The sequence below is a fragment of the Flavobacterium praedii genome, assembly GCF_026810365.1.
Lineage (GTDB): Bacteria > Bacteroidota > Bacteroidia > Flavobacteriales > Flavobacteriaceae > Flavobacterium > Flavobacterium praedii.
This window is the reverse complement of the sequence record NZ_CP113948.1, coordinates 3,318,979-3,341,122: the sequence shown is the minus strand read 5'-3', so window position 1 is coordinate 3,341,122 and position 22,144 is coordinate 3,318,979. Positions and strand designations below refer to the sequence as shown.

The following is a 22,144-nucleotide window of genomic DNA, read 5'->3' as shown; positions in this document are numbered from 1 at the left end:
TATGAAAAAAATTATAACACTTTTAGCATTGGTTACTTTTGGTTTAACCAATGCACAACAAGCCTTTAAAGGAAAAGGAGATGCTAGATTTAATGTTGGAGCAAACCTTCAAAATGGTGGAACTGGAATTCAAATTTCAACTGATTTTGGATTAGGTGAAAACTTATCGTATGGCTTAGTTGGTTCATACTTATTGAATGTAGATGAAGTTTTAGGACAAACACCTGAATTTCACGATCGTTTTGATGCCAAATTTAGAATCAATGCTAACTTAGGAAGTGTCCTTAACATTGACGAAAAATTAGACATTTATCCAGGTTTGAATTTAGGTCTAAAAAACTTTGGTGCACATATTGGAGCACGATATTTCTTTACAGAAGGATTTGGACTTTTTACCGAAGCTGGGTTCCCAATTGCAAAATACAATACGGATGCTTCAGGATTTGAAAATTTAAACAATCAATTCACATTCAATATTGGTGCTTCATTTAGTATGTAAGCTGAATTTATAGTAAAAGAAAAAGCGTCTTGTTGATTAAAACAAGACGCTTTTTTATTGGAAATTAATTTTCATATAAACAGATACAATATCAATTATTTACTTATAATGATACTCCATTCTGATCCACTATAAATTTTATGTTTTTCAGAAAAACTACCTTGGTTTACGGCTAATGAAAAATTCAAAAGACTATTAAAGTAGCAAATGTCATTGTTAACAGCAACTTGTCCAAAAGTATTCACCAACTGTAATTGATTGTCGTATACTTTTTCGGTTCCTTTAAATAGTTGCACTTTTACAAAATCACCCGATTTTAAATTTAGGTTCTCAAAAGTTTTTTTATCGATGTTTGTCCAAACATTGCCATATTGAATATCTAAAATTGGAATACCGCCTTTAATAATTCCATTTTCAAAAACAGGTTTTTGGTATGGTATTTTTACAACCTCATTTGGCAATTTAGGCCCAACTTCTTCAAACTTGATTGCTTTGGAAGCCAGTCTTGCACCCGTGTAAGCATATACATCACGACCGTGAAAAGTATAAGATTCATTCGAATTTTTACGACGGTTTTTAACTTCATCAATTTCTCTAATTTCTTGTATTCCTAATTGTTCTGAAATCAAAGTCAAAGTACCATTATCTGGCGTAACAAAATAATGTCCTGATTTTGTAAGCAGAACTACGGAGTGTCTTGAAGTACCAACTCCAGGATCACAAACAGAAACAAAAACGGTTCCTGCTGGATAATATTGAGCCGTCTGAGATAGACGATATGATGCTTCCCAAATATTAAATGCAGGTATTTCATGTGTCAAATCAAATATTTTGATATCTGTAGAAACCCCTAAGGCAACTCCTTTCATAGCAGAAACTGCTCCATCTTTTGTGCCAAAATCCGACTGGAAAACCAGTACATTGTTTTGTGAAAAACCATAAAAAGAAAAGGCACACAAAAGGATTAGAAAACGTAATTTCATATTTTTATACTTTATAATTTTTGCAAATATATTCTATTTTGAGTGAATTCTCAATTTCAAAAATTTGAAAAAAGCGATTTTACTTAGCGTTTACAATTAACTCAACTTTGTAACTACCACTATTTTTATTGCTGTTTGTTTTTTTTAAATAAAAAAAAACATTTAATTTGTAGCAGAAAAAAATCGAAAAAAAATGAAATTACTAATATGTAATATTTGTATGATGATGTGGGGAACTTCTGCAGAGTAATCGTATTGCATCATTTTAAATCATTAAAATAGACAATAAACCCTCTGCCAAAAACAGAGGGTTTATGTTTTTAAATTAATTAAAATCAATAACAAAAAAGTATGGAAAAAATTACTAAAACTATTATTCCTTTATTACTATTTTTCTTCAGCGCACAATTCTACGGTCAGACCCATGTTATATCCGGAATTCTGACGAATGAAAAAGGAAATCCATTAGAATCGGCAACAATTGTTGTCAAAGGAACTAACACTAGCGCTTCAAGTGATGCGTTTGGAAAATTCACTATTACGGCACCAACAAACACTGCCGTTTTAATAGTTTCTTTGATTGGTTACAACTCGAAACATGTTGAAGTTAAAGGTGATAATACCGAAATTCAACTGATTGCACAAGACAATACGCTTGATGAGATTGTAATAGTTGGTAGCCGAAACCCGAATAAAAGTAAGCTCGAAACTACAGTTCCCATTGATGTCGTGAATTTAGCGAAAATTAGAAACGTTACGCCACAAACAAGCATAAACGACATCTTAACGTATATGATTCCTGCTTTTAATTCGAATCGTCAATCCTCTTCTGATGGAACCGAACATATTGACCCTGCGTCGTTACGAGGTTTAGGTCCAGATCAAACTTTGGTTTTGATAAATGGTAAAAGAAGGCACACTACGTCATTAGTCAATTATCAAAATACAACAGGTAATGGATCTGTAGGAACTGATTTAAGTGCCATTCCGGCATCTGCGATAAAACGTATTGAGGTACTTCGTGATGGATCTGCTGCACAATATGGCTCCGATGCAATTGCAGGAGTTATTAATTTAGTTTTAAAAGAAAATTCAGGTTTGGAAGTCAATACTACTTATGGGCAAACTTCTCGAAACGATGGACAAACAACCAACTTGAATTTGAATTACGGTCATAAATTGGGTGATAAAGGAGGTTTTATCAATCTAACAGCCGAATTTAACAATCGTGAAAAAACCAATCGTTCTCAAAATCATAATTTAATTATTTTTGATCAATCAGCTTATGATAATTATTTTGCATACGATTTCAGTAATCCAAATGCACGCCAAATAGATGATGATTTACTTGCGGCTTCAGGTCTTTCTCGTGATGATTTTAATTTTCAAATTGGTGATGCCAAAATACAAAACATACAAGGATTTGTAAATTCAATGATTCCTTTAAACCAAAATATCGAATTTTACGCTTCAGGTGGTTTTAGCCAAAGAAATGGTACTGGTTTTGGATTTAGACGTTTACCAAGTGAGACCGAAAATGTTGTGCCAGAATTATTCCCTTTTGGCTTTCAACCAGAATTAAAATCGGACATCTCTGATGCCTCATTGATTTCGGGTTTGAGATTTAAATTTTCAGATTGGAAATTAGACGTTAGTAATACTGTAGGTCAAAATGTATTTAAATATGAAGTGTCTAATACCAATAATTTTTCTTTAGGCGTAAATAGTCCAACTGATTTTAATGCCGGAAATCACTCTTTTTTACAAAACACTTTGAATGCCGATATTTCTCGTACGTTTAAAACTATTTTTAACGAATTGAGATTTGCTTTTGGAACAGAATACCGTACAGAAAAATTCCAAATTAATAAAGGCGAAGAGGCTTCTTATATTAATGGTGGTGCACAATCTTTCCCAGGATTTTCTCCTTTGAATGAGGTAAACCAAAAGAGAAATAACTTGAGTATCTACACTGATGTTGAAGTAGATTTTTCAGATAAATTTTTGGTAGGCGTTGCAGGACGTTTTGAAAATTATTCTGATTTTGGAAATACGTTTAATGGAAAACTATCTTCTAGATATAAAATTACGGATACCTTTTTTGTCCGTGCGTCTATAAGTACAGGATTTAGAGCTCCATCATTACAACAACAATATTTCAATAATATTGCAACTGATATTGTAGATGGAAAAAATTTAAATTCGGGTATTTTTAGAAACGATAGTGATATTGCCAAACAACTTGGAATTCCTGAATTAAAAGAAGAAACTTCTAAAAATTACAGTTTTGGAATTGTATATTCTCCACTAAAAAATTTACATTTTACAGTTGATGCCTATCAAATTAAAATCGACAATAGAATTATCCTAACTGGAAATTTAGGGAATGATCCTTATGGCGATCCAGTTCCAGAACTACAAGCATTATTTGAAACGTATGGTGCACAAACGGGTCGTTTCTTTACCAATGCCATTAATACTACAACTAAAGGTATCGATTTTGTGGCAGATTATGACATGAATATAGGAAATGGAAACCTTACCGTTTCGTTATTATACAACTTCAACGAAAATAAAGTAGATGATAAATTAAATAATATTCCTTCTATCTTCATTGGTCAAGAAGATGTGTATTATGGTCCTCAGGAAAGAAGTTTGATAGAAACCAACACCCCAAAAAACAAAGGAACACTATCTTTAAATTACGCCATAAATAAATTCAACTTTTTAGTAAGAAATACTTATTTTGGAGAAGTTATTCGAAACGGATTTCCTTTTGGAATTTCTCAAACCCACAAAGGAAAAACAGTAACCGACCTATCAGTGGCCTATAAAATAACTCCTAAAATCCAATTTGTTTTAGGTGCTAATAATTTATTTGATGTTTTCCCAGACAGACAAGTTTATGAAAACAGTTATTTTGGAGTATTTAAATATGCTCCAGTACAAATGGGTACAACAGGTGCTTACTATTTTGGAAGATTAAGTTTTAAATTATAAAAAAGTAAAACCAATAAAAGAGCCGTCTAAAAGTAAAAATTTAGACGGCTCTTTTTTTATAAACCCCTAATGAGATTCAAAAAATTATAGGTACTACAAATCAAATTTGATTCCTTGTGCCAAAGGTAAACTTGTAGTGTAGTTGATTTTTACAAACTTGCTTTTACAAAAATTCTTTTTATAACACCATTTTTTTCAATTCCTTGTACAATTAAATTAAATTGTTTTGTTGTTTTATGAAAAACTTTACAATGGATTAATTTGATATGGCCGAGATATGATTCTCCTTTAAAAACTTTTACAGCTTTTTTATCATACAAATTATTTGGCTCTAATTCATATCTTAAAACATCTCCTATATGAATTTTATCCGAAGGTATTTGAGCCTCTGCCAAATTAGTTATCTCAGTCACAAAAGATAAATCATCAATAGGGTTAAAATTAGCCAAAAACTCAAAATTATCGGTTGGCAATAAACCTTGGGTAAAAGCCAACATATAAAATTTATCTTCTTTCTTGCTTAAATCAACATTCCAAAAATTATAAAAATCCTGTAAATCTGGTCTTTCACTACGCATTAATCTTTGACCAAAAATTTCAATCACCTTTTCTGTATAAACCTTATCAGTGTCCGGAAAACCTTCATAATGAACAAATCCTAACTTCTTTGCTTCTGCAACGCCTTCTTGATTATATTGAAAGCGGATTCCCTCTAAGGTACTTTTTTTAATAGTACCAACAGAAATTCTTCTACTGCCTTTACCTGGTCTCCAGATAAGGTGTATGTTTCCTATTGCTTTCATAAATATTGGATTAGTTTTTCGATGCGCAAAGTTACCAATTTAAACATCAATTTTTTTCTTGTTTCCGATAATTTAAAGTTAATTAAATCCGTTGGAACATTTATATCAATATTATCAATTATCTCTTTAATTGAATCAGATTTATATTTTTTTTCGACTCTAACTATAAGCTTTTTAGTTTCAGTTGGATAGTTTTCTATCAACAATTGTATAAGTTCAAAATGCTTTCTCTTTTTTAGATAACCTTCCCAATGAATCTCTGATTCCCCTTTTCGAATATATGCTTGAATCATTTGTTGATCATTGATCATTTTTAAAACTTTTTCATCGGTATGTTCTCTACCTAAGCAACAACCGCTATCATAAATTGGTGCAAATTTATGAAGAGTAGTATTAGAATGAAGCTTTAAATTCGTTTTACTAATCTGCCTTTCTTCTTTATGCAATAAAATAAAAAATTCATTTACAAAACGCTTAAATTTCATATCTATTTTACTCCAAAATTTCACTTTTGGATTTAATAACTCTTCATTAATTTTGTCTATTGAACTTCTATAGTACATTATTATCCCCCAATTCTCTTGGTGTCTATCAGAGTTACCAATAATTGAATCTAAAATGATAATTTCAATTATGTTTTTAATGTAGTCCGTAAAATTAAAATCGATTAAAGCATTTTGAATAAATTGAAATGTATATTTATTTTGATCCTTCTCAGGATTATATTTCGAATCATATCCTGTCAAATATGTTATGCCTTCCGTGAGATTATTTTCCGAATTTAAAACCATAGATTTTGATATGCATCCTATTTTTTGTCGGTCATTTTTATCATAAGCTACATTATAATCTAACATAGGAAAACCTAGAAATTGTCCAATTTTAGATGAAACAATTTCTGACCAAAATTCTGTCGGATACAAAGTTTCTTCATTAATTTTATTAATTTTAGATCCTTTAAAAAAATATTCATCATTTGTAAAGGGGTGAATTACTATTTTTTTACTTCTTGTTCCTCCCGTACTATAATAAATATTCTTTTGCCAATCCGAAATATCTGTAAATGTTGCTTCTAAATTGGTCATCTGTTATTTTTTGTCTAAAATATAAAAAAACCGCTTTATCTAAATCAGAAAAAGCGGTTTTGATAACTTATTTTTTAAACAAAAGATTACAAATCAAATTTGATTCCTTGTGCCAAAGGCAAACTTGTAGTGTAGTTGATGGTATTGGTTTGACGACGCATATACACTTTCCAAGCATCAGACCCAGATTCTCTACCGCCACCTGTTTCTTTTTCTCCACCAAAAGCACCACCAATTTCGGCTCCTGAAGTTCCTATATTTACATTGGCAATTCCACAATCCGATCCTACTACAGATAAAAAATGTTCTGCTTCACGCAAATTGTTGGTCATAATTGCAGAAGATAATCCTTGAGCCACTCCGTTTTGAACATCAATTGCATTCTCTATAGTTCCAGAATATTTAATTAAGTATAAAACGGGAGCAAACGTTTCGTGCTGTACAATTTCGAATGAATTTTGCGCTTCGGCTATTGCAGGTTTTACATAACAACCGCTTTCGTAGCCTTCGCCAGCAAGAACGCCTCCTTCAACAAGGATTTTTCCTCCTTCGGCAACCACTTTTGTTAATGCAGAATTGTACATTTCAACAGCTTGTTTGTCAATTAACGGACCTACGTGATTTTTCTCGTCCAATGGATTTCCAATTCTCAATTGTCCGTAAGCAGATACTACGGCATCTTTTACTTTATCATAAATACTTTCGTGAATGATTAAACGACGAGTAGATGTACATCTTTGCCCTGCAGTTCCAACGGCTCCAAAAACAGCACCGATAACGGTCATTTTGATATCGGCATCTGGCGTTACAATGATTGCATTGTTACCACCTAATTCTAATAATGATCTTCCTAAACGACCTGCAACAGTTTGTGCTACAATTTTACCCATACGAGTAGAACCGGTAGCCGAAATTAAAGGCACACGTTTGTCGGCAGTCATTAATTGACCAATCGTATAATCTCCGTTGATCAAACAAGAAATCCCTTCTGGAAGGTTATTTTCTTTGATGACTTCAGCAATAATATTTTGACATGCAATTCCACACAATGGTGTTTTCTCTGATGGTTTCCAAACGCAAACATCACCACAAATCCAAGCTAATGCTGTATTCCAAGCCCAAACCGCTACTGGAAAATTGAAAGCTGAAATGATTCCCACAACCCCCAAAGAATGGTATTGCTCATACATTCGGTGACCTGGACGTTCGGAGTGCATTGTCAATCCGTGCAATTGACGTGACAATCCAACTGCAAAATCGCAGATGTCAATCATTTCCTGTACTTCACCATATCCTTCTTGCAATGATTTTCCCATCTCGTAAGAAACCAATTTCCCTAAAGCTTCTTTATTTTGACGCAATTTATCTCCAAACTGACGTACAATTTCGCCACGTTGCGGTGCTGGCATCAATCGAAATGTTTTGAAAGCTTCGGTAGCCGTTTGCATTACTTTTTCGTAATCTGCTGGTGTACTCATTTTTACAGAAGCAATTAATTGACCATCTACGGGCGAAAAACTTTCAAGAATTGCTCCGTTTGAAAAATGATTAATCCCTGTTGAAGTTCCTTCGTTTATGGCTTTAACTCCCAATTGCGCTAATGCCTCTTTCATCCCAAATTGATCTGCTATTGTTGTCATTGTAACTTTTTTAGTTAAAATTGTTATATTTTTGCGTAAAGATATTATTTTAAGGTCAATATTGATACTCTTTTGATGTTAAAATCAAAATTGGCACAAAACCTACCTCTTTATAAACATCCAACCTTTAGATTCACGAATAGTAAAATTATAGCATTTTTAATCGGTTGTTGTCATATTTGACAAAAAAAACACATTCATTAAAAAAGAAGGAAGTAATTTTATAAACTGAAATTAAATTTAAAACAGCTTCAAACATGACTTCTATTAATCGATACTTTATTGGTTTATTTTTGATATCCATTCAATTGTTTGCTCAAAAAGCAGCATTTGATATCGTTCCTTTAGGCGTAAAAGGCGGAATAGACGAAACAAATCTTTCGGCCTATTTGGTTGCTCCCATAAATACCCATGATTACATTTGTCTCGATGCCGGAACTATAAATGCTGGTATTGAAAAAGCCATTTCGAACAAAGTTTTCAAAGTTTCGGCAAGTGAAGTTTTGCGAAAATACATTAAAGGATATTGTATTTCTCATGCCCACTTGGATCATGTATCGGGTTTGATTATCAACTCTCCAGCCGATTCTTCCAAAACGGTTTACGCCACAAAGAAATGCATGGAAATGATGGAAAACCATTATTTTAATGGAGAGACTTGGGCCAATTTTGGAGACGAAGGTCCCGGTTTTCAATTGAAAAAATACCATTTTCAAACGCTTAATCTCGGGGAGGAAACCAAAATTACCAATACCAAAATGACTGTAAAAGCTTTTCCATTAAGTCACGGAAATCCTTTTGAGAGCACTGCCTTTTTGATTCAAAACGGAAAAGATGCTGTTTTGTATTTGGGGGATACAGGTCCAGATTTGGTTGAAAAAAACAATACTTTAAGTGAATTATGGAAAACAATTTCTTCGCTGATTCAAAGCAAACAGTTGAGAGCTATTTTCATTGAAGTTTCATTTCCAAATGAACAACCAGACTCTTCTCTATTTGGACATTTAACGCCCAATTATTTAATGGCAGAATTGCACAAACTGGAAGATTTTAGCGGAAAAGGTTCTTTGAAGAATTTTAAAATTATCATTACTCATTTGAAACCGCCAACCAAAAACAGGGTAAAAATCAAAGAACAATTGCAAAAACAAAATGATTTAGGAGTGCAATTAGTGTTTCCCGAACAAGGAGAACGTTTTGAATTATAGTTTTGAATTTATAAAATTTACTTCCGCTAGACCTAACAGGTTTTTAAAACCTGTTAGGTCTCTTACTTTAAAAAACTTCATTTTTTCTCTTTTATCAAATAAATATAAACTGGAAAGTGGTCGCTGAAACCAATTTCGGTAAGGGAATGCCGTAACGGATACCCTTTGTATTTACCGCTTTTCTGGATTAAAAAAGGTTTATTGTAAATTCCCGCTTTCCAATATTGAAAAGAACTGTAATCCTTTTGCAACAGCGAACCCGAAACCATGACTTGGTCAAAAATATCCCAAGAATCCCGAAAAGCAATTGTTCCGAGTCCTTTGTTGGCCATTTCTTCAAAAGGGTTGTAAATTCCAAATGAATCAACATCTTGGACTTTGCCTTTGGCGCCCAATGCTTTTTTTACACTATTATTAAAAGGACTGTCGTTTAAATCGCCCATGGTAATTATCTTCGCATTTGGATTGATGCGTTGCAGAGAATCAATAATTTTTCGGTTCAAAGCTCCTGCAGCTTCTCGAAATGGACTCGATTTCTTTTCACCTCCAGATCGCGACGGCCAGTGATTGACAATAATGTGAATTTCTTCTCCATTTAGAAAACCAGTTACCAGCAATTGATCTCTAGTGTAAACCCGATGGTTTTTAGCACTGACTTGGATAACGTCTTCGGTTTCTACATTCTCAGATGAATCTGTTTTTGCTTCTTCTTTAATCGGTTGTTCTCCTTTATATACATACAATGGAATGTTCAAATAACTGGTGGGCTGAAACTGTTTTTTTTGATACAGTAACGCAACATCAATCCCTCTTTTATCGGGAGAATCAAAATGAATGATTCCATAATCCTTGTCGATCAGTTTGGGTTGCTTGATTAAATCTTCCAAAACATCTTGATTTTCTATTTCGGCACCGCCTATGAATGTTGGGGAATTTGGATTTTCGGAGGTTCCAATTTCGGATAAAACGCGAGCTAAGTTTTCTAATTTTTGATGGTATTTTTTGGTATTCCAATGTTGATTTCCTGTTGGAGTCCAATCCTCGTCATTGGTAATGGGATCATTTATGGTGTCAAAACAGTTTTCAAAATTATAAAAGGCAACGGTATGAATCACAAATGTTTTGTTCTGTGCATTACCTTTGTATAAAAAAAGAAATACAAATAAGAATGAAACGGTTGCTCTTATCATTAGTTAAGGTATAAAATTTAGATTGACTATTGTAAAAATAGTAAATTGATTACAATTATTGAGTTTGTTTTAGAATTGTCTATATTTGTTTTTGTCTTTTATAAAAAATATTTTATCCCAAAAAATTAAGCATGCGTACTAATCCATTTCTATTTATGACAAACAAATGTGTTTTGTATCAATTTCTATTGCTTATTTTTATTTTACAATCTACAAACAGTCAAGCTCAAACTATCATGATTACACCACCCTATTTGCAAAAAGGAGACACCATTGCTATTGTGGCAACAGCCCGAAAAAACGTCGATGACAATTTGAAACCTACAATTGACTTACTGCATTCTTGGGGTTTGGAAGTCGTTATCGGGAGTACTATTGGCTTGGATTTAAATCAATTGGCAGGAACAGATGAACAACGTGCTGCCGATTTTCAACAGCAATTGGACAACCCAAATATCAAAGCAATTTGGTGCGCACGTGGCGGTTATGGTACGGTTCGAATGATTGATTTACTGGATTTTACCAAATTCAAACAGCACCCAAAATGGGTTATTGGTTTTAGTGATGTAACGGTTTTGCACAATCATCTCAATACCATGGGCTACAAATCCATTCACGGCACGATGCCGGTAAGTGTTGAAAGAACAGCTCCCGAATCGATCTCTAGTTTGAGAACAGCTTTGTTTGGTGATCCTTTGGGATATAAAATTGACCCGTTCCCGATGAATCGTTTTGGTAAAGCAACCGGAGAATTGGTAGGTGGTAATTTATCGATTTTATACAGTTTGTTAGGTTCTAAATCGGCTATTGATTGTACTGATAAAATTTTGTTTATTGAAGATTTGGACGAATATCTCTATCATATTGACCGAATGATGATGAACTTGAAACGCAATGGCTGCCTCGAAAGTATCAAAGGAATCATTGTGGGTGGAATGACCAAAATGAAAGACAATGATATTCCGTGGGGAAAAAATGCGATGGAAATTGTTCAAGATGTGACCCAAAAATATAATATTCCAATACTCTACAATTTTCCGGCAGGACATGTTCACGACAATAGAGCCTTGATTATGGGCAACATTGTGACTATGAATGTGAATGAAAATTGCAATACGGTGATTTTTGAAGCTCCATAACCCTCGAAAGGGGGAATTGTAGTGAATAAAGCAATTTTATAATTGCCTGAAATTGAATACTACTATTTTCTTTTTTTTAAATGATGGCAAAAAAGACAAAATGCTTGCTTCTAGCCCCGATTGCAGTGAAAATCCTCCCGATTTTTCTTCGGGAGATTGTAACGAAAAGCGGGACGATGCTAACAAAAATGCCTAATCTTTCTGCTTCAAAAAATAAATAATTTTACTCTTTTTTTTATTTTATAACTTCATATCAATAATTTCTAACTTTAAAAATGGCAGAACACAATGAACTGGGAAAGCTGGGAGAAGATCTTGCAGTAGAATATCTTCGGAAAAATGGATATACTATTTTGGAAACCAATTGGACGTTTCAGAAAGCCGAAATTGATATTATTGCCCAAATCGAAAATACACTTGCCATTGTAGAAGTAAAAACCCGTTCGTCATTGGATTTTGGTTTGCCTCAAGATTTTGTAAAGCCAAAAAAAATTCAACTCTTAGTAAAAGCCGTAGATGCCTACGTAATTGAAAGAGATTTGGATATTGATGTCCGTTTTGATATTATTGCCATCAATAAAGAAGGGAAATCCTTTGCAATTGAACACCTTATAGATGCTTTTTATCACTTTTAAAGAAATTTAACAATGTTATATTTGTAACAAATTGTTTTTTATGTATATTTGCAATAAAATTAGATACAAAAACTAAGTACTAACTACGTAAAAACCACTATACATTATGAAAACAGTTTCATCTATTGTTGAAAATTACATCAAAACAAAGCCTTTTTTGTTGAACGCATTGTCACTTGGCATTATTAATTTGACCTCTTTGTCCCGAAATATCATGACCGAATTGGAAAGTGAATTTGGAAAAGAGGTAAAACAAGGAGCCGTTGTAATGGCATTGAAACGATTGACTGAAGAGTTGGACTTTCGATTGAATCATAAAATTAATAAAGTAATAAAAAACATTGGTGAAATTACCGTTCGTTCGGCTTTGACCGATTATACCTTTGCCGTTTCGGATACTGTTTTGAACAAACAAGCTGACTTAATTACGGATATCAATTCGTTACCTGATATTTTTTACACTTCGTCCAAAGGAGTAAACGAGACTAATATTGTGGTTAGTAATAGTGTAAATCATTTGGTTGAAAAACATTTTACTGCTGAAAAAATGATCCAAAAACTGGATAATTTAGCTTCTATAACCGTAAAATTACCAAAAGAAAACATTGTTGTTCCTGGAATTTATTATTTCATATTTCAACGTTTGGCATGGGAAGGAATTATTATCAATGAGGTAATTTCGACTTCGAATGAGTTTACTATTTTGGTTAGTGAAAATGAAGTAGATGTTGCTTTTAAAGTGATTAAAGACTTGAAAAATTAAAAATTAGTTCTTATAATTGAAAACGAAGCTTATTGCTTCGTTTTTTTTTGTTCAAATCCTGATATAACATTCGCTAATTCCTAAATTTACATTTTTATCACAAAAAGTGTGGAGTACGCCTCTGTGCAATAAAATCAGTCTATTTATAAACACAATCACCATGTTAGCTCCTTCTTATCAAAAGTTAAAAGACCTACTATCAGCCACTATTGATCCCAAACGTATTTTAACCAATCCGTTGCAAACACTTGCCTATGGAACCGATGCTAGTTTTTACAGACTGATCCCAAAAATTGTAATTCTGGCCCACACTGAGTCCGAAGTAATCGAGATTATAAAACAAGCCAAATCACTTGATATCGCATTAACTTTTCGTGCGGCAGGAACTAGTTTATCCGGACAGGCCATTACGGATTCTGTTTTGGTTGTAGCCACGCACGGTTGGAAAAGTTTTGAACTTTTGGATAGTAATACTAAAATAAAATTGGAGCCCGGAATTATTGGAGCCAAAGCCAATAATTATTTAGCGCCTCATGGGTTGAAAATTGGTCCTGATCCTGCCTCAATCGGGGCTGCAATGATAGGCGGAATTGTTGCCAATAATGCCAGTGGAATGTGTTGTGGGACAGCCCAAAATTCCTATCAAACCATAGCTGATATCCGAATTGTATTGAATGACGGAACCATTCTAGACACTGCAAATGAGGAGAGTGTAAATGCTTTTACAAAAAATAAAATCGTTTTAATTCAAGAAATTGAAAATCTCAGAGATACAATCAAAAGTAACGAAACGCTGTATCACCTCATCAAAAATAAATTCAAAATAAAAAATACTACCGGTTATAGCATCAATGCCTTGGTCGATTATCAAGACCCGATTGAGATTATAAAGCATTTAATGGTAGGGTCTGAAGGTACGCTGGCTTTTATTTCGAATGTAACTTTCAAAACGGTTATAGACGAAAAACACAAATCCTGTTCCTTACTCATTTTTAATACAATACAGGATGCTTGTAATGCTACTATTTTATTAAAATCTGCTCCCGTTGCTGCGGTTGAATTACTGGATAGGGAATCCATTCGTTCTGTAGAAAATGACGATGATGCGCCTGACTATTTTAAAACATTACCAGAATCGGCATGTGCTTTATTAGTCGAATGCCGGGATAACGATCTGGATAACATGTTGATAAAACAACTAAAAGTTCGTTCAGAAATTGAATCTATTCCCACTTTTTCGGAATATGAATTTACTTCAAATCCCAAGCAATATTATTTCAATTGGAAAGCCCGAAAAGGATTGTTGCCAACAGTTGGCGGACTCAGAAAAAATGGAACGTCAGTTATTATTGAAGACGTAGCTTTCCCACTACCTCAACTAGCTGATGCCTGCTTAGCACTGAAAGATTTGTTTAAAAAATACGAATACCACGATGCGGTTTTATTTGGTCATGCCTTGGAAGGAAATCTTCATTTTGTTTTTTCTCAGGACTTTTCGAACCAAACCGAAGTCGATCGTTATGAAAAACTAATGTCCGAATTAGCCGTTTTGGTAGTCGATCGTTTTAATGGTTCCTTAAAAGCAGAACATGGAACAGGACGAAACATGGCTCCTTTTGTAGAAAAAGAATGGGGTACTGCGGCTTACGAAATCATGAAACGCATCAAGACTATCTTTGACCCTCACAATAAAATAAATCCCGACGTATTAATCAATCCCGATCCTAAAGCGCATCTCAAAAATTTAAAACCACTCCCCGAATCCAATACTATTATTGACAAGTGTATGGAGTGCGGATTTTGTGAGCCGCATTGTGTATCCGAAGGACTGACTTTATCCCCACGACAACGCATTGTGATTGCCAGAGAAATCAGCAGATTGGAAAGTACAAAGGATAATCCACAGCGATTGGCCGACATTCGAAAAGATGTCACATACCAACTGGATGAGACTTGTGCAACCGATGGGCTTTGTGCATTGGCATGTCCCGTTCATATCGATACCGGTAAATTTGTAAAAGAATGGCGTGCCTCCGAGTTGGATTCAAACGATAAAAAAGTGGCTGCTTATATTGGTTCTCACATGGCGGGAACTACGGCGATTTTGAGAATTGGATTGAAGATAATTTCGGTTTTTCATACCATTCTTGGAACCACTATTATGACTGCATTATCGAACGCAGCTCACTTTATTACCTTTGGAAAACTTCCGAAATGGATTCCCGAAATGCCAAAAGGAGCCCATAAAATAAACTTAAATCAAAAGCATTAAAATGAATACAACTACTGATTTAAAAGTCGTTTACTTTCCTTCCTGCATCAACAGAAGCATGGGTAAAAACAGTTTCCAGGATTCGGATGATCTTCAATTGACTTCCCTTACTCATCAATTATTGGTCCGTGCAGGTTTTACTATAATTTATCCTGAAGCTTTAGACACGCATTGTTGTGGAATGCCATTTTCCAGCAAAGGTTTTGACGAAGCCAATCATGCCCAATCAGAAGCTTTAGAAAAAGACCTACTCAAAGTTTCAGAAAACGGAAAACATCCCATTTTGTATGACATGAGTCCTTGTTTTTACCATTCGAAAGAAGAGTTTAAAAGCGACTTAAAAATAGTAGATCCTATTGAATTTATGTTGGATTATGTAATGCCCCTTTTGACTATAAAAAACAAAAAAGATGCTGTAGTTGTTTTTCCAGTTTGCTCTGTTAAAAAAATCGGGAAGATGGACCAACTCCTTGCCTTATCCAATTTGTGTGCCAATAATGTAACCATTATTGACAGCAATTGTTGTGGTTTTGCTGGAGATAGAGGTTTTCTAGTTCCAGAATTGAACGAACATGGTTTGCGAGATTTAAAAACTCAAATTCCTACCAATTGCAAAGAAGGATATTCTACCAGTAGAACCTGTGAAATTGGTTTTGAAAAAATGAGTGGAATTGATTTTAAATCTATTTTTTATTTAATTGAGGAAGTGACTAGGTAAAAAAAGCAAGTACAGATTTCATTAATTTCCACTAAGTAATTTGTGAAAATTAGTGAAATCTGTACCTGAAATTTACTTCTTAGATAATTACAAATTCATCCCTCCCGAAACTTCAATGCGCTGTCCATTTACCCATTTGGCATCATCAGTACACAAAAAGGCAACAACGCTTCCAATATCATCTGGCAAACCAGCACGACCTAAAGCGGTCAATGAAGCAACTAACTGATTTAGTTGTTCATTGTCTCGAACCACCCCACCACCAAAATCGGTTTCTATCGCTCCAGGTGCCACAACATTCACTCTAATTTTTCTAGCTCCCAATTCTATTGCTTGGTATTTCGTCAATGTCTCCATTGCACCTTTCATACTCGCATACGTTGAATATCCCGGAAATGAAAAACGAGTCAATCCCGATGAAATATTTACAATTCCGCCGCCATCGTTCAATATTTCCAATGCTTTTTGGGTTAGAAAAAAGGGGCCTTTGAATTGAATATTAACCAAATCATCAAATTGTGCTGCAGTGGTTGTCGAAAAACTTTCGTGAAGACCAACTCCCGCATTGTTGATTAAAAAATCGATTTTATCGGTATTGAAAGTGTTTTTTAAAGTTGCTGAAACTTTTTGAAAAAAAAGATCAAAACTATTCACCTCAGCAACATTCAATTGAATGGCGGCTGCTTTTTGTCCTAATTTTTCGATTTCGGATACTACTTCTTCAGCTTCTTCTTTTTGGCTATTGAAAGTTAAAATGACGTCCATCCCTTTTTGAGCTAGATTCAAAGCCATGTCTTTTCCTAGACCGCGGCTTCCTCCTGTAACAAATGCTATTTTACTTTTTTTAATTTCCATCTTTATTTTGTTTTAAATTGATGGGACAAAATTAGAACAGAGGGTAAGCTCCAGAATTGCAAAAATCAATCGATAATTTGCAAAATTCAAATCAGGCTATTTAATCTCGAAAAGATAAGGGAGTCAGTGCCGTTTGTTTCTTGAAAAAATTAGAAAAATGAGCCAACTCTTCAAATCCGAGAGAATAGGCAATTTCCGAGATATTCCAGTCGGTTTGTTTCAATAGAATTTTGGCTTCATGAATCAATCTGTCGCTGATCAATTCGGTGGTGGTTTTACCTGTGTTTTCTTTTAAAACTTTATTGAGATGATTGACATGAATGGACAAACGCGTAGCAAAATCTTTGGCCGATTTCAATTCCAACCGCTGGTGAGGCGATTCAATTGGAAATTGCCTTTCGAGTAATTCGGCAAATAAAGAAGAAACTCTGGCTGCCGAATTGTGCTTGGAATATAGCGCCGTTACAGGTTGTAACTTTTGTCCAAAGTGAATTAGTTCCGCTACATAGTTCCGAATCAAATCGTATTTATACACATAATCCGAATTGATTTCGCTGTGTATCTTTTTAAAAATAAGATCTATTGCAATTGTTTCCTCTTTCGTAAGCTGAAAAACAGGATAGCCGTCCGTTTGAAAAATTGGTAATTTATCCAAATCAATTCCACTCTTGTCTTTGGTCAAGAACTCAGTGGTAAAAACACAAAAATGACCCGCCTGCTTTGTATCCTGTGGCACATAATGATATGGGATTTTGGGAGTGGCGAATAGAAGTGCGTTTTCTTCAATATCAATTACACGATCGGCATACTCCACTCTGTTTTTGCCCTGTATCAAACTTATTTTAAAATAAGCTCTTCGGTCATAAGGCATAACCGGTTTTTGCTTCATCTTTTCAAAAAGTTCTTGAATATTAAAAACATTAAAATGTCCAATTTCTTTTTGGATGCCACTGGGTAATAACGAGCTTGGTTTAATATCGGAATCTCTAACAATATCTTGGTAAAACTCTTCGATTGATTTTGATTTCATTGGAAATGAATTTGTAAAAATCAAATATACAAAATAAAATAGTGCCTCATCTTCTTTAAAAAACCAGAAGTTTTTTTACTTTACTCCCCCCCTAACAACTCCATCAACTCCAAACATCTTCGGGTTGTTTTGGCATTATCAAAAGTCAGTAACAATCGTAAACCTGCTGGCGTTTGTTTTTCTTTCATGACACAAATACTGCTGTTTTTTTGCACAAACTGAATCACTTTATGGAAACGTGCCGAATGGTAATAATCCGATTGCTGATCCGAAACAAAATAACCAATCATCTTGCCTTTTTTCATTACCAGCTTTTCGATACCCACGCGAGTTGCAATCCATTTGATGCGGATACTGTTCATTAAGGCAAGCGCTCTTGGTGGCATTGGACCAAAACGGTCAATTAGTTTATTTTGAAAAACAATCAATTCTTCTTCGTTTTTGACGGCTCCCAATTCGTTGTACAAACTCAAACGCTCTGTGACATTATTGATGTATTCGTCTGAAAACAACAACTCAAAATCAGTGTCGATTTGCAGGTCTTTTACATATTCCTTGGTTTCTATATTGCTTTCTTCGGGATATAAATCCTTGAATTCATTTTCCTTTAATTCTTCGATGGCCTCGTTCATGATTTTTTGGTAGGTATCAAAACCTATGTCGTTGATAAAACCACTTTGTTCTCCTCCCAACAAATCTCCTGCTCCACGAATTTCAAGATCTTTCATGGCAATGTTCAAACCGCTTCCCAACTCGCTGAATTGTTCCAAAGCCTGAATTCGTTTTCTAGCATCTTCAGTCATGTGCGAATACGGCGGACAGATAAAATAACAAAACGCTTTTTTATTGCTACGCCCTACTCGACCTCGCATTTGATGTAAATCCGACAGACCAAAATTATTAGCGTTATTGATAAAAATGGTATTTGCATTCGGAACGTCCAATCCACTTTCGATAATAGTCGTGGCTACCAAAACATCAAATTCTCCGTTCATAAACGCCAGCATTAATTCTTCTAGCTTCGCGCCTTCCATTTGCCCGTGACCAATCCCTACTCGGGCGTTGGGCACCAAGCGCTGAATCATTCCGGCAAATTCCTTAATATTTTCGATTCTATTATTGATAAAGAAAACCTGTCCGTTTCGCTGAATTTCATACGAAATCGCATCTCGAATCAATTCTTCATTAAAACTCACCACATTGGTTTCTATAGGATATCTGTTTGGTGGCGGTGTTGTAATAACCGATAAATCTCGTGCTGCCATCAACGAAAACTGTAAAGTTCTCGGAATAGGAGTCGCGGTCAAAGTCAAGGTATCAACATTGGCCGCTATGGTTTTGAGTTTGTCTTTTACATTAACACCAAACTTTTGTTCCTCATCGACAATCAATAATCCGAGGTCTTTGAAAACTACATTTTTGTTGACCAATTGGTGTGTTCCGATCACAATGTCGAGTTTGCCTTCGGCCAATTGTTTAAGGGTTTCTGCTTTTTGTTTGGCAGTTCTAAAACGGTTTAAGTAACCAATAGAAACCGGCATATCTTTCAATCTTTCGCTAAAAGTGCGGTAGTGTTGGTATGCCAAAATAGTGGTTGGAACCAAAACCGCCACTTGTTTCGAATTATCCACTGCCTTGAAAGCGGCACGAATAGCGACTTCCGTTTTGCCAAATCCTACGTCTCCACAAACCAAGCGATCCATAGGGCGCTCGCTCTCCATATCGGCTTTGACTTCCTGTGTCGATTTGATCTGATCTGGGGTATCTTCATAGATAAAAGAACTTTCCAATTCGTTTTGCAAGTAACTATCGGGAGCAAATTGATATCCTTTTTCCAATCTTCGTTTGGCATACAATTGAATCAAATTGAATGCAATGTTCTTGACTCTAGCTTTGGTTTTTTGCTTTAAAGTCTTCCAAGCATTCGAACCTAGTTTGTATATTTTGGGAGGCGTTCCGTCTTTTCCGTTGTATTTTGAGATTTTATGTAGCGAGTGAATGCTCACATACACGATATCATTATCGGCATACACGAGCTTAATCGCTTCTTGTGTTTTGCCTTCGACTTGTATTTTTTGCAGTCCACCAAACTTACCGATTCCGTGGTCAATATGCGTCACATAATCGCCTACGGACAAAGTTGTCAGTTCTTTTAAAGTTAAATTTTGCTTTTTAGAATAGCCATTTTTAATGCTAAATTTATGATAACGTTCAAAAATTTGATGATCGGTATAACAGCAAATCTGGTTTTCGGGATCGATGAAACCTTGATACAAAGGCAATACGATGGTTTTATATTGTTTACGTATATTCTCCGAATTGGTTTCGTCTAACGTCTCAAATATATCATGGAAGCGTTTGGCCTGCGCCTCATTCGAACATAACAAATAATTTTTGAACCCATTAAATTGATTTTCACTCAAGTTATTCAACAACAAATCAAATTGTTTGTTGAAAGATGGTTGCGGCTGAATGTGAAATTCGAATTTCTTCTGAATTTTAAAAACAGGCTTGGAATTGAATTCAACAACTGAAAAATCCAATGCTCGTTTTAGAAATGTTTTTTGGTTCAGAAACAATTGTTCTGGTGTGGCATGTTTGATATCCTTGGACAATTTTTCAAATGCTTCTTCGGCTCTGCCAAATTGCTTGTCCAATTCGTATAAAAGATTCTCTGTATTTTGAAAAAACAAAACGGTTTTTTCGTTTATGTAGTCTAGAAAACTCTCTCTATTTTCCTGAAAAACTTTATTCTCAACATTTGGGATAATGGTAATTTTTTTCTTTTTTTCTAATGATAACTGAGTACCCACATCAAAACTTCGGATGCTTTCGACTTCATTTCCAAAAAATTCTATCCGGTATGGATTGTCATTCGAAAATGAAAACACATCGACTATTCCACCACGAACAGAGAACTCACCTGGTTCTGTAATAAAATCAACTCGTTTGAATTCATATTCAAACAAAACCTCATTTAGGAAATCAATCGAAATTTTATCGCCAACAGTAACTTTCAAAGTATTTTTATCCAAATTTTGTCTCGTAACAACTTTTTCAAAAAGTGCTTCTGGATACGTTACAATTACAGCAGGTTTTTTACGAGAATTGATTCTGTTAAGTACTTCGGAGCGAAGCAGAACATTAGCATTGTCCGTTTCTTCAATTTGATACGGACGACGAAAAGATCCGGGATAAAACAACACATCCTGTTCACCAATCATTTGTTCCAAATCGTTCAAATAATAGGCTGCTTCTTCTTTATTATTAAAAACGATTAAAAAAGGAAGTTCTGCATTCTTAAAAATAGACTGTATGACAAAAGAAACTGCCGACCCAATCAAACCATCCAATTGCATTTTTACAGAATTATTTTCCTGTAAGTGCGCTACAATTTGAGCCGTTTTGGGAGAAGAATCATAAACCGAATATATAGTTGCTTTACTCAACGTGTGCTTCGTTAGGGTTTTTTGGACTAGTTGCTCCTCCAGGATTACCTGGAATCATTGGCCTTCCAGACGGAATAGCTCTTGCGGTATCCAACATCATTAGCATCTCTGATTCTCCAACTTCTAATGGAATTTTGCTCTTCTCAATTACCTTATCCATTTGTCTTTGCAATGAAACTAGCTCAATATTTATTTCTGCAACAAGCTTTGTTACTTTTTTGTCCGAAACTTTATCAAGATTAATGTACAAATCCAACATTCGAACTTGAGTTGTCAATGTCGCAATTCTGCTTCTTATTTGTGGCGTGTCAAATTGTGTGGGGATATTGATATTCAGAGCCATCACTTTGGTAGATAAAGTTTTTGACTTTCTTTGAAAAGCAGTAATGGTTTTCTTGGGTTTAATAGCCAATTCATTCATAAAATCCCTCCAAGCTGGCCAAGTAGCCATATTGGTTTCAGAGACAGTATTGATAGGTTTGTCAAAAAAATTCCACCCTTTGTTAATAGTTGTAAAAATTAATTCTTTCTTTTTTGCGTCCCTCAGGTTATCGGCAAGTCGCTCTTCGTTGTCATTTTTACACGAAAACTGCATCATAAGCACCAAAAAAAGTAGCGTTAATTTATTCTTCATTTCTTCATTGTTTGAAGCACAAAGTTACAAAGTAAATTGTACAATGGCAATCTTAAAATAAAGGGCAATATGGGCAAATACACGGGTCATTTTTACAACTGATTCGCAAATTTTAATGTGACTTTATATTGTGACTTAACTACTTTCAGCGGAATTAGCGTCAATTAGTATCTATTAAAGTTTCAAAAATCAGCTTTTTCGAAAAAAATCAGCGACCCGAGTGATAACGGATAGGCGAAGC

At 34.6% G+C, this 22,144-nt stretch carries 18 protein-coding genes; 9 read left to right on the top strand and 9 right to left on the bottom strand.

From position 1 onward, the window contains the following. The first annotated feature begins 1 nt into the window (after position 1). Entirely contained in the window at positions 2 to 499 is a 498-nt protein-coding gene (locus tag OYT91_RS14145; protein ID WP_269224272.1) for a DUF6646 family protein, read from the top strand. Between the two features lie 95 nt (positions 500 to 594). Here the strand turns inward: OYT91_RS14145 and OYT91_RS14140 are convergent, their stop codons facing one another. Then, on the bottom strand, positions 595 to 1,482 hold the full coding sequence (locus OYT91_RS14140; protein WP_269224273.1) for an SAM hydrolase/SAM-dependent halogenase family protein: 888 nt from the start codon (positions 1,480 to 1,482) through the stop codon (positions 595 to 597). 351 nt (positions 1,483 to 1,833) lie between these two features. Between OYT91_RS14140 and OYT91_RS14135 the strand changes: the two genes are divergently transcribed. After that, entirely contained in the window at positions 1,834 to 4,482 is a 2,649-nt protein-coding gene (locus OYT91_RS14135) for a TonB-dependent receptor (protein WP_281238477.1), read from the top strand. Between the two features lie 149 nt (positions 4,483 to 4,631). Here the strand turns inward: OYT91_RS14135 and OYT91_RS14130 are convergent, their stop codons facing one another. The 3 genes from OYT91_RS14130 to amaB all read right to left on the bottom strand — a co-directional run bounded on the left by OYT91_RS14130 (position 4,632) and on the right by amaB (position 8,010). After that, complete coding sequence (locus tag OYT91_RS14130; protein ID WP_281238476.1) at positions 4,632 to 5,285, bottom strand: hypothetical protein; 654 nt, start codon at positions 5,283 to 5,285, stop codon at positions 4,632 to 4,634. Further along, on the bottom strand, positions 5,282 to 6,370 hold the full coding sequence (locus OYT91_RS14125; RefSeq protein WP_281238475.1) for a HipA domain-containing protein: 1,089 nt from the start codon (positions 6,368 to 6,370) through the stop codon (positions 5,282 to 5,284). Before OYT91_RS14125 ends, OYT91_RS14130 begins: the two co-directional genes overlap by 4 nt. 86 nt (positions 6,371 to 6,456) lie before the next feature. Beyond that, on the bottom strand, positions 6,457 to 8,010 hold the full coding sequence (amaB, locus tag OYT91_RS14120; RefSeq protein ID WP_269224275.1) for an L-piperidine-6-carboxylate dehydrogenase: 1,554 nt from the start codon (positions 8,008 to 8,010) through the stop codon (positions 6,457 to 6,459). A 257-nt stretch (positions 8,011 to 8,267) separates the two neighbouring features. Here amaB and OYT91_RS14115 point away from each other — a divergent pair, with 257 nt between their 5' ends. After that, positions 8,268 to 9,218 carry an MBL fold metallo-hydrolase gene (locus tag OYT91_RS14115; protein WP_281238474.1) on the top strand — a complete coding sequence of 317 codons (951 nt, stop codon included), beginning with the start codon at positions 8,268 to 8,270 and terminating at the stop codon, positions 9,216 to 9,218. Between the two features lie 77 nt (positions 9,219 to 9,295). On the opposite strand, the gene OYT91_RS14110 is transcribed toward OYT91_RS14115, so the two are convergent. Beyond that, a complete protein-coding gene (locus tag OYT91_RS14110) occupies positions 9,296 to 10,408 on the bottom strand; it encodes an endonuclease/exonuclease/phosphatase family protein (protein WP_281238473.1) in 1,113 nt (370 codons plus the stop codon). 236 nt (positions 10,409 to 10,644) lie between these two features. Here OYT91_RS14110 and OYT91_RS14105 point away from each other — a divergent pair, with 236 nt between their 5' ends. The 6 genes from OYT91_RS14105 to OYT91_RS14080 all read left to right on the top strand — a co-directional run bounded on the left by OYT91_RS14105 (position 10,645) and on the right by OYT91_RS14080 (position 15,935). Next, positions 10,645 to 11,547, top strand: coding sequence for a S66 peptidase family protein (locus OYT91_RS14105; protein ID WP_281240384.1), 903 nt, complete (start codon positions 10,645 to 10,647; stop codon positions 11,545 to 11,547). Between the two features lie 52 nt (positions 11,548 to 11,599). Beyond that, positions 11,600 to 11,743, top strand: a complete 144-nt coding sequence (locus OYT91_RS14100; RefSeq protein WP_281238472.1) for a hypothetical protein — start codon at positions 11,600 to 11,602, stop codon at positions 11,741 to 11,743. 79 nt (positions 11,744 to 11,822) lie between these two features. Continuing rightward, positions 11,823 to 12,182, top strand: coding sequence for a YraN family protein (locus OYT91_RS14095; protein ID WP_281238471.1), 360 nt, complete (start codon positions 11,823 to 11,825; stop codon positions 12,180 to 12,182). A 106-nt stretch (positions 12,183 to 12,288) separates the two neighbouring features. Then, positions 12,289 to 12,945 (top strand): aspartate kinase, encoded by a 657-nt coding sequence (locus OYT91_RS14090; protein WP_269224277.1) that lies wholly within the window; start codon positions 12,289 to 12,291, stop codon positions 12,943 to 12,945. A gap of 160 nt (positions 12,946 to 13,105) precedes the next feature. Beyond that, positions 13,106 to 15,217, top strand: coding sequence for an FAD-binding and (Fe-S)-binding domain-containing protein (locus OYT91_RS14085; RefSeq protein WP_281238470.1), 2,112 nt, complete (start codon positions 13,106 to 13,108; stop codon positions 15,215 to 15,217). A 1-nt stretch (position 15,218) separates the two neighbouring features. Further along, entirely contained in the window at positions 15,219 to 15,935 is a 717-nt protein-coding gene (locus tag OYT91_RS14080) for a heterodisulfide reductase-related iron-sulfur binding cluster (protein WP_281238469.1), read from the top strand. An 87-nt stretch (positions 15,936 to 16,022) separates the two neighbouring features. Here OYT91_RS14080 and OYT91_RS14075 read toward each other — a convergent pair whose 3' ends face one another. The 4 genes from OYT91_RS14075 to OYT91_RS14060 form a co-directional block, all read right to left on the bottom strand. Further along, positions 16,023 to 16,790, bottom strand: coding sequence for an SDR family NAD(P)-dependent oxidoreductase (locus OYT91_RS14075; protein ID WP_269224280.1), 768 nt, complete (start codon positions 16,788 to 16,790; stop codon positions 16,023 to 16,025). Positions 16,791 to 16,890: 100 nt separating this feature from the next. Continuing rightward, on the bottom strand, positions 16,891 to 17,820 hold the full coding sequence (locus tag OYT91_RS14070; protein WP_281238468.1) for a helix-turn-helix domain-containing protein: 930 nt from the start codon (positions 17,818 to 17,820) through the stop codon (positions 16,891 to 16,893). Between the two features lie 80 nt (positions 17,821 to 17,900). Beyond that, a complete protein-coding gene (gene mfd / locus OYT91_RS14065) occupies positions 17,901 to 21,179 on the bottom strand; it encodes a transcription-repair coupling factor (protein ID WP_432419426.1) in 3,279 nt (1,092 codons plus the stop codon). Between the two features lie 82 nt (positions 21,180 to 21,261). Beyond that, complete coding sequence (locus OYT91_RS14060; protein WP_281238466.1) at positions 21,262 to 21,903, bottom strand: hypothetical protein; 642 nt, start codon at positions 21,901 to 21,903, stop codon at positions 21,262 to 21,264. Between the last annotated feature and the right edge of the window lie 241 nt (positions 21,904 to 22,144).

Coding starts and splice junctions, on each gene's coding strand:
- OYT91_RS14060 (WP_281238466.1), bottom strand. CDS start 21,903: ATGAAGAATAAATTAACGCTACTTTTTTTGGTGCTTATGATGCAGTTT.
- OYT91_RS14080 (WP_281238469.1), top strand. CDS start 15,219: ATGAATACAACTACTGATTTAAAAGTCGTTTACTTTCCTTCCTGCATC.
- OYT91_RS14145 (WP_269224272.1), top strand. CDS start 2: ATGAAAAAAATTATAACACTTTTAGCATTGGTTACTTTTGGTTTAACC.
- OYT91_RS14110 (WP_281238473.1), bottom strand. CDS start 10,408: ATGATAAGAGCAACCGTTTCATTCTTATTTGTATTTCTTTTTTTATAC.
- OYT91_RS14090 (WP_269224277.1), top strand. CDS start 12,289: ATGAAAACAGTTTCATCTATTGTTGAAAATTACATCAAAACAAAGCCT.
- OYT91_RS14125 (WP_281238475.1), bottom strand. CDS start 6,370: ATGACCAATTTAGAAGCAACATTTACAGATATTTCGGATTGGCAAAAG.
- OYT91_RS14115 (WP_281238474.1), top strand. CDS start 8,268: ATGACTTCTATTAATCGATACTTTATTGGTTTATTTTTGATATCCATT.
- amaB (WP_269224275.1), bottom strand. CDS start 8,010: ATGACAACAATAGCAGATCAATTTGGGATGAAAGAGGCATTAGCGCAA.
- OYT91_RS14135 (WP_281238477.1), top strand. CDS start 1,834: ATGGAAAAAATTACTAAAACTATTATTCCTTTATTACTATTTTTCTTC.
- OYT91_RS14075 (WP_269224280.1), bottom strand. CDS start 16,790: ATGGAAATTAAAAAAAGTAAAATAGCATTTGTTACAGGAGGAAGCCGC.
- OYT91_RS14095 (WP_281238471.1), top strand. CDS start 11,823: ATGGCAGAACACAATGAACTGGGAAAGCTGGGAGAAGATCTTGCAGTA.
- OYT91_RS14140 (WP_269224273.1), bottom strand. CDS start 1,482: ATGAAATTACGTTTTCTAATCCTTTTGTGTGCCTTTTCTTTTTATGGT.
- OYT91_RS14130 (WP_281238476.1), bottom strand. CDS start 5,285: ATGAAAGCAATAGGAAACATACACCTTATCTGGAGACCAGGTAAAGGC.
- mfd (WP_432419426.1), bottom strand. CDS start 21,179: ATGCAATTGGATGGTTTGATTGGGTCGGCAGTTTCTTTTGTCATACAG.
- OYT91_RS14070 (WP_281238468.1), bottom strand. CDS start 17,820: ATGAAATCAAAATCAATCGAAGAGTTTTACCAAGATATTGTTAGAGAT.
- OYT91_RS14105 (WP_281240384.1), top strand. CDS start 10,645: ATGATTACACCACCCTATTTGCAAAAAGGAGACACCATTGCTATTGTG.
- OYT91_RS14085 (WP_281238470.1), top strand. CDS start 13,106: ATGTTAGCTCCTTCTTATCAAAAGTTAAAAGACCTACTATCAGCCACT.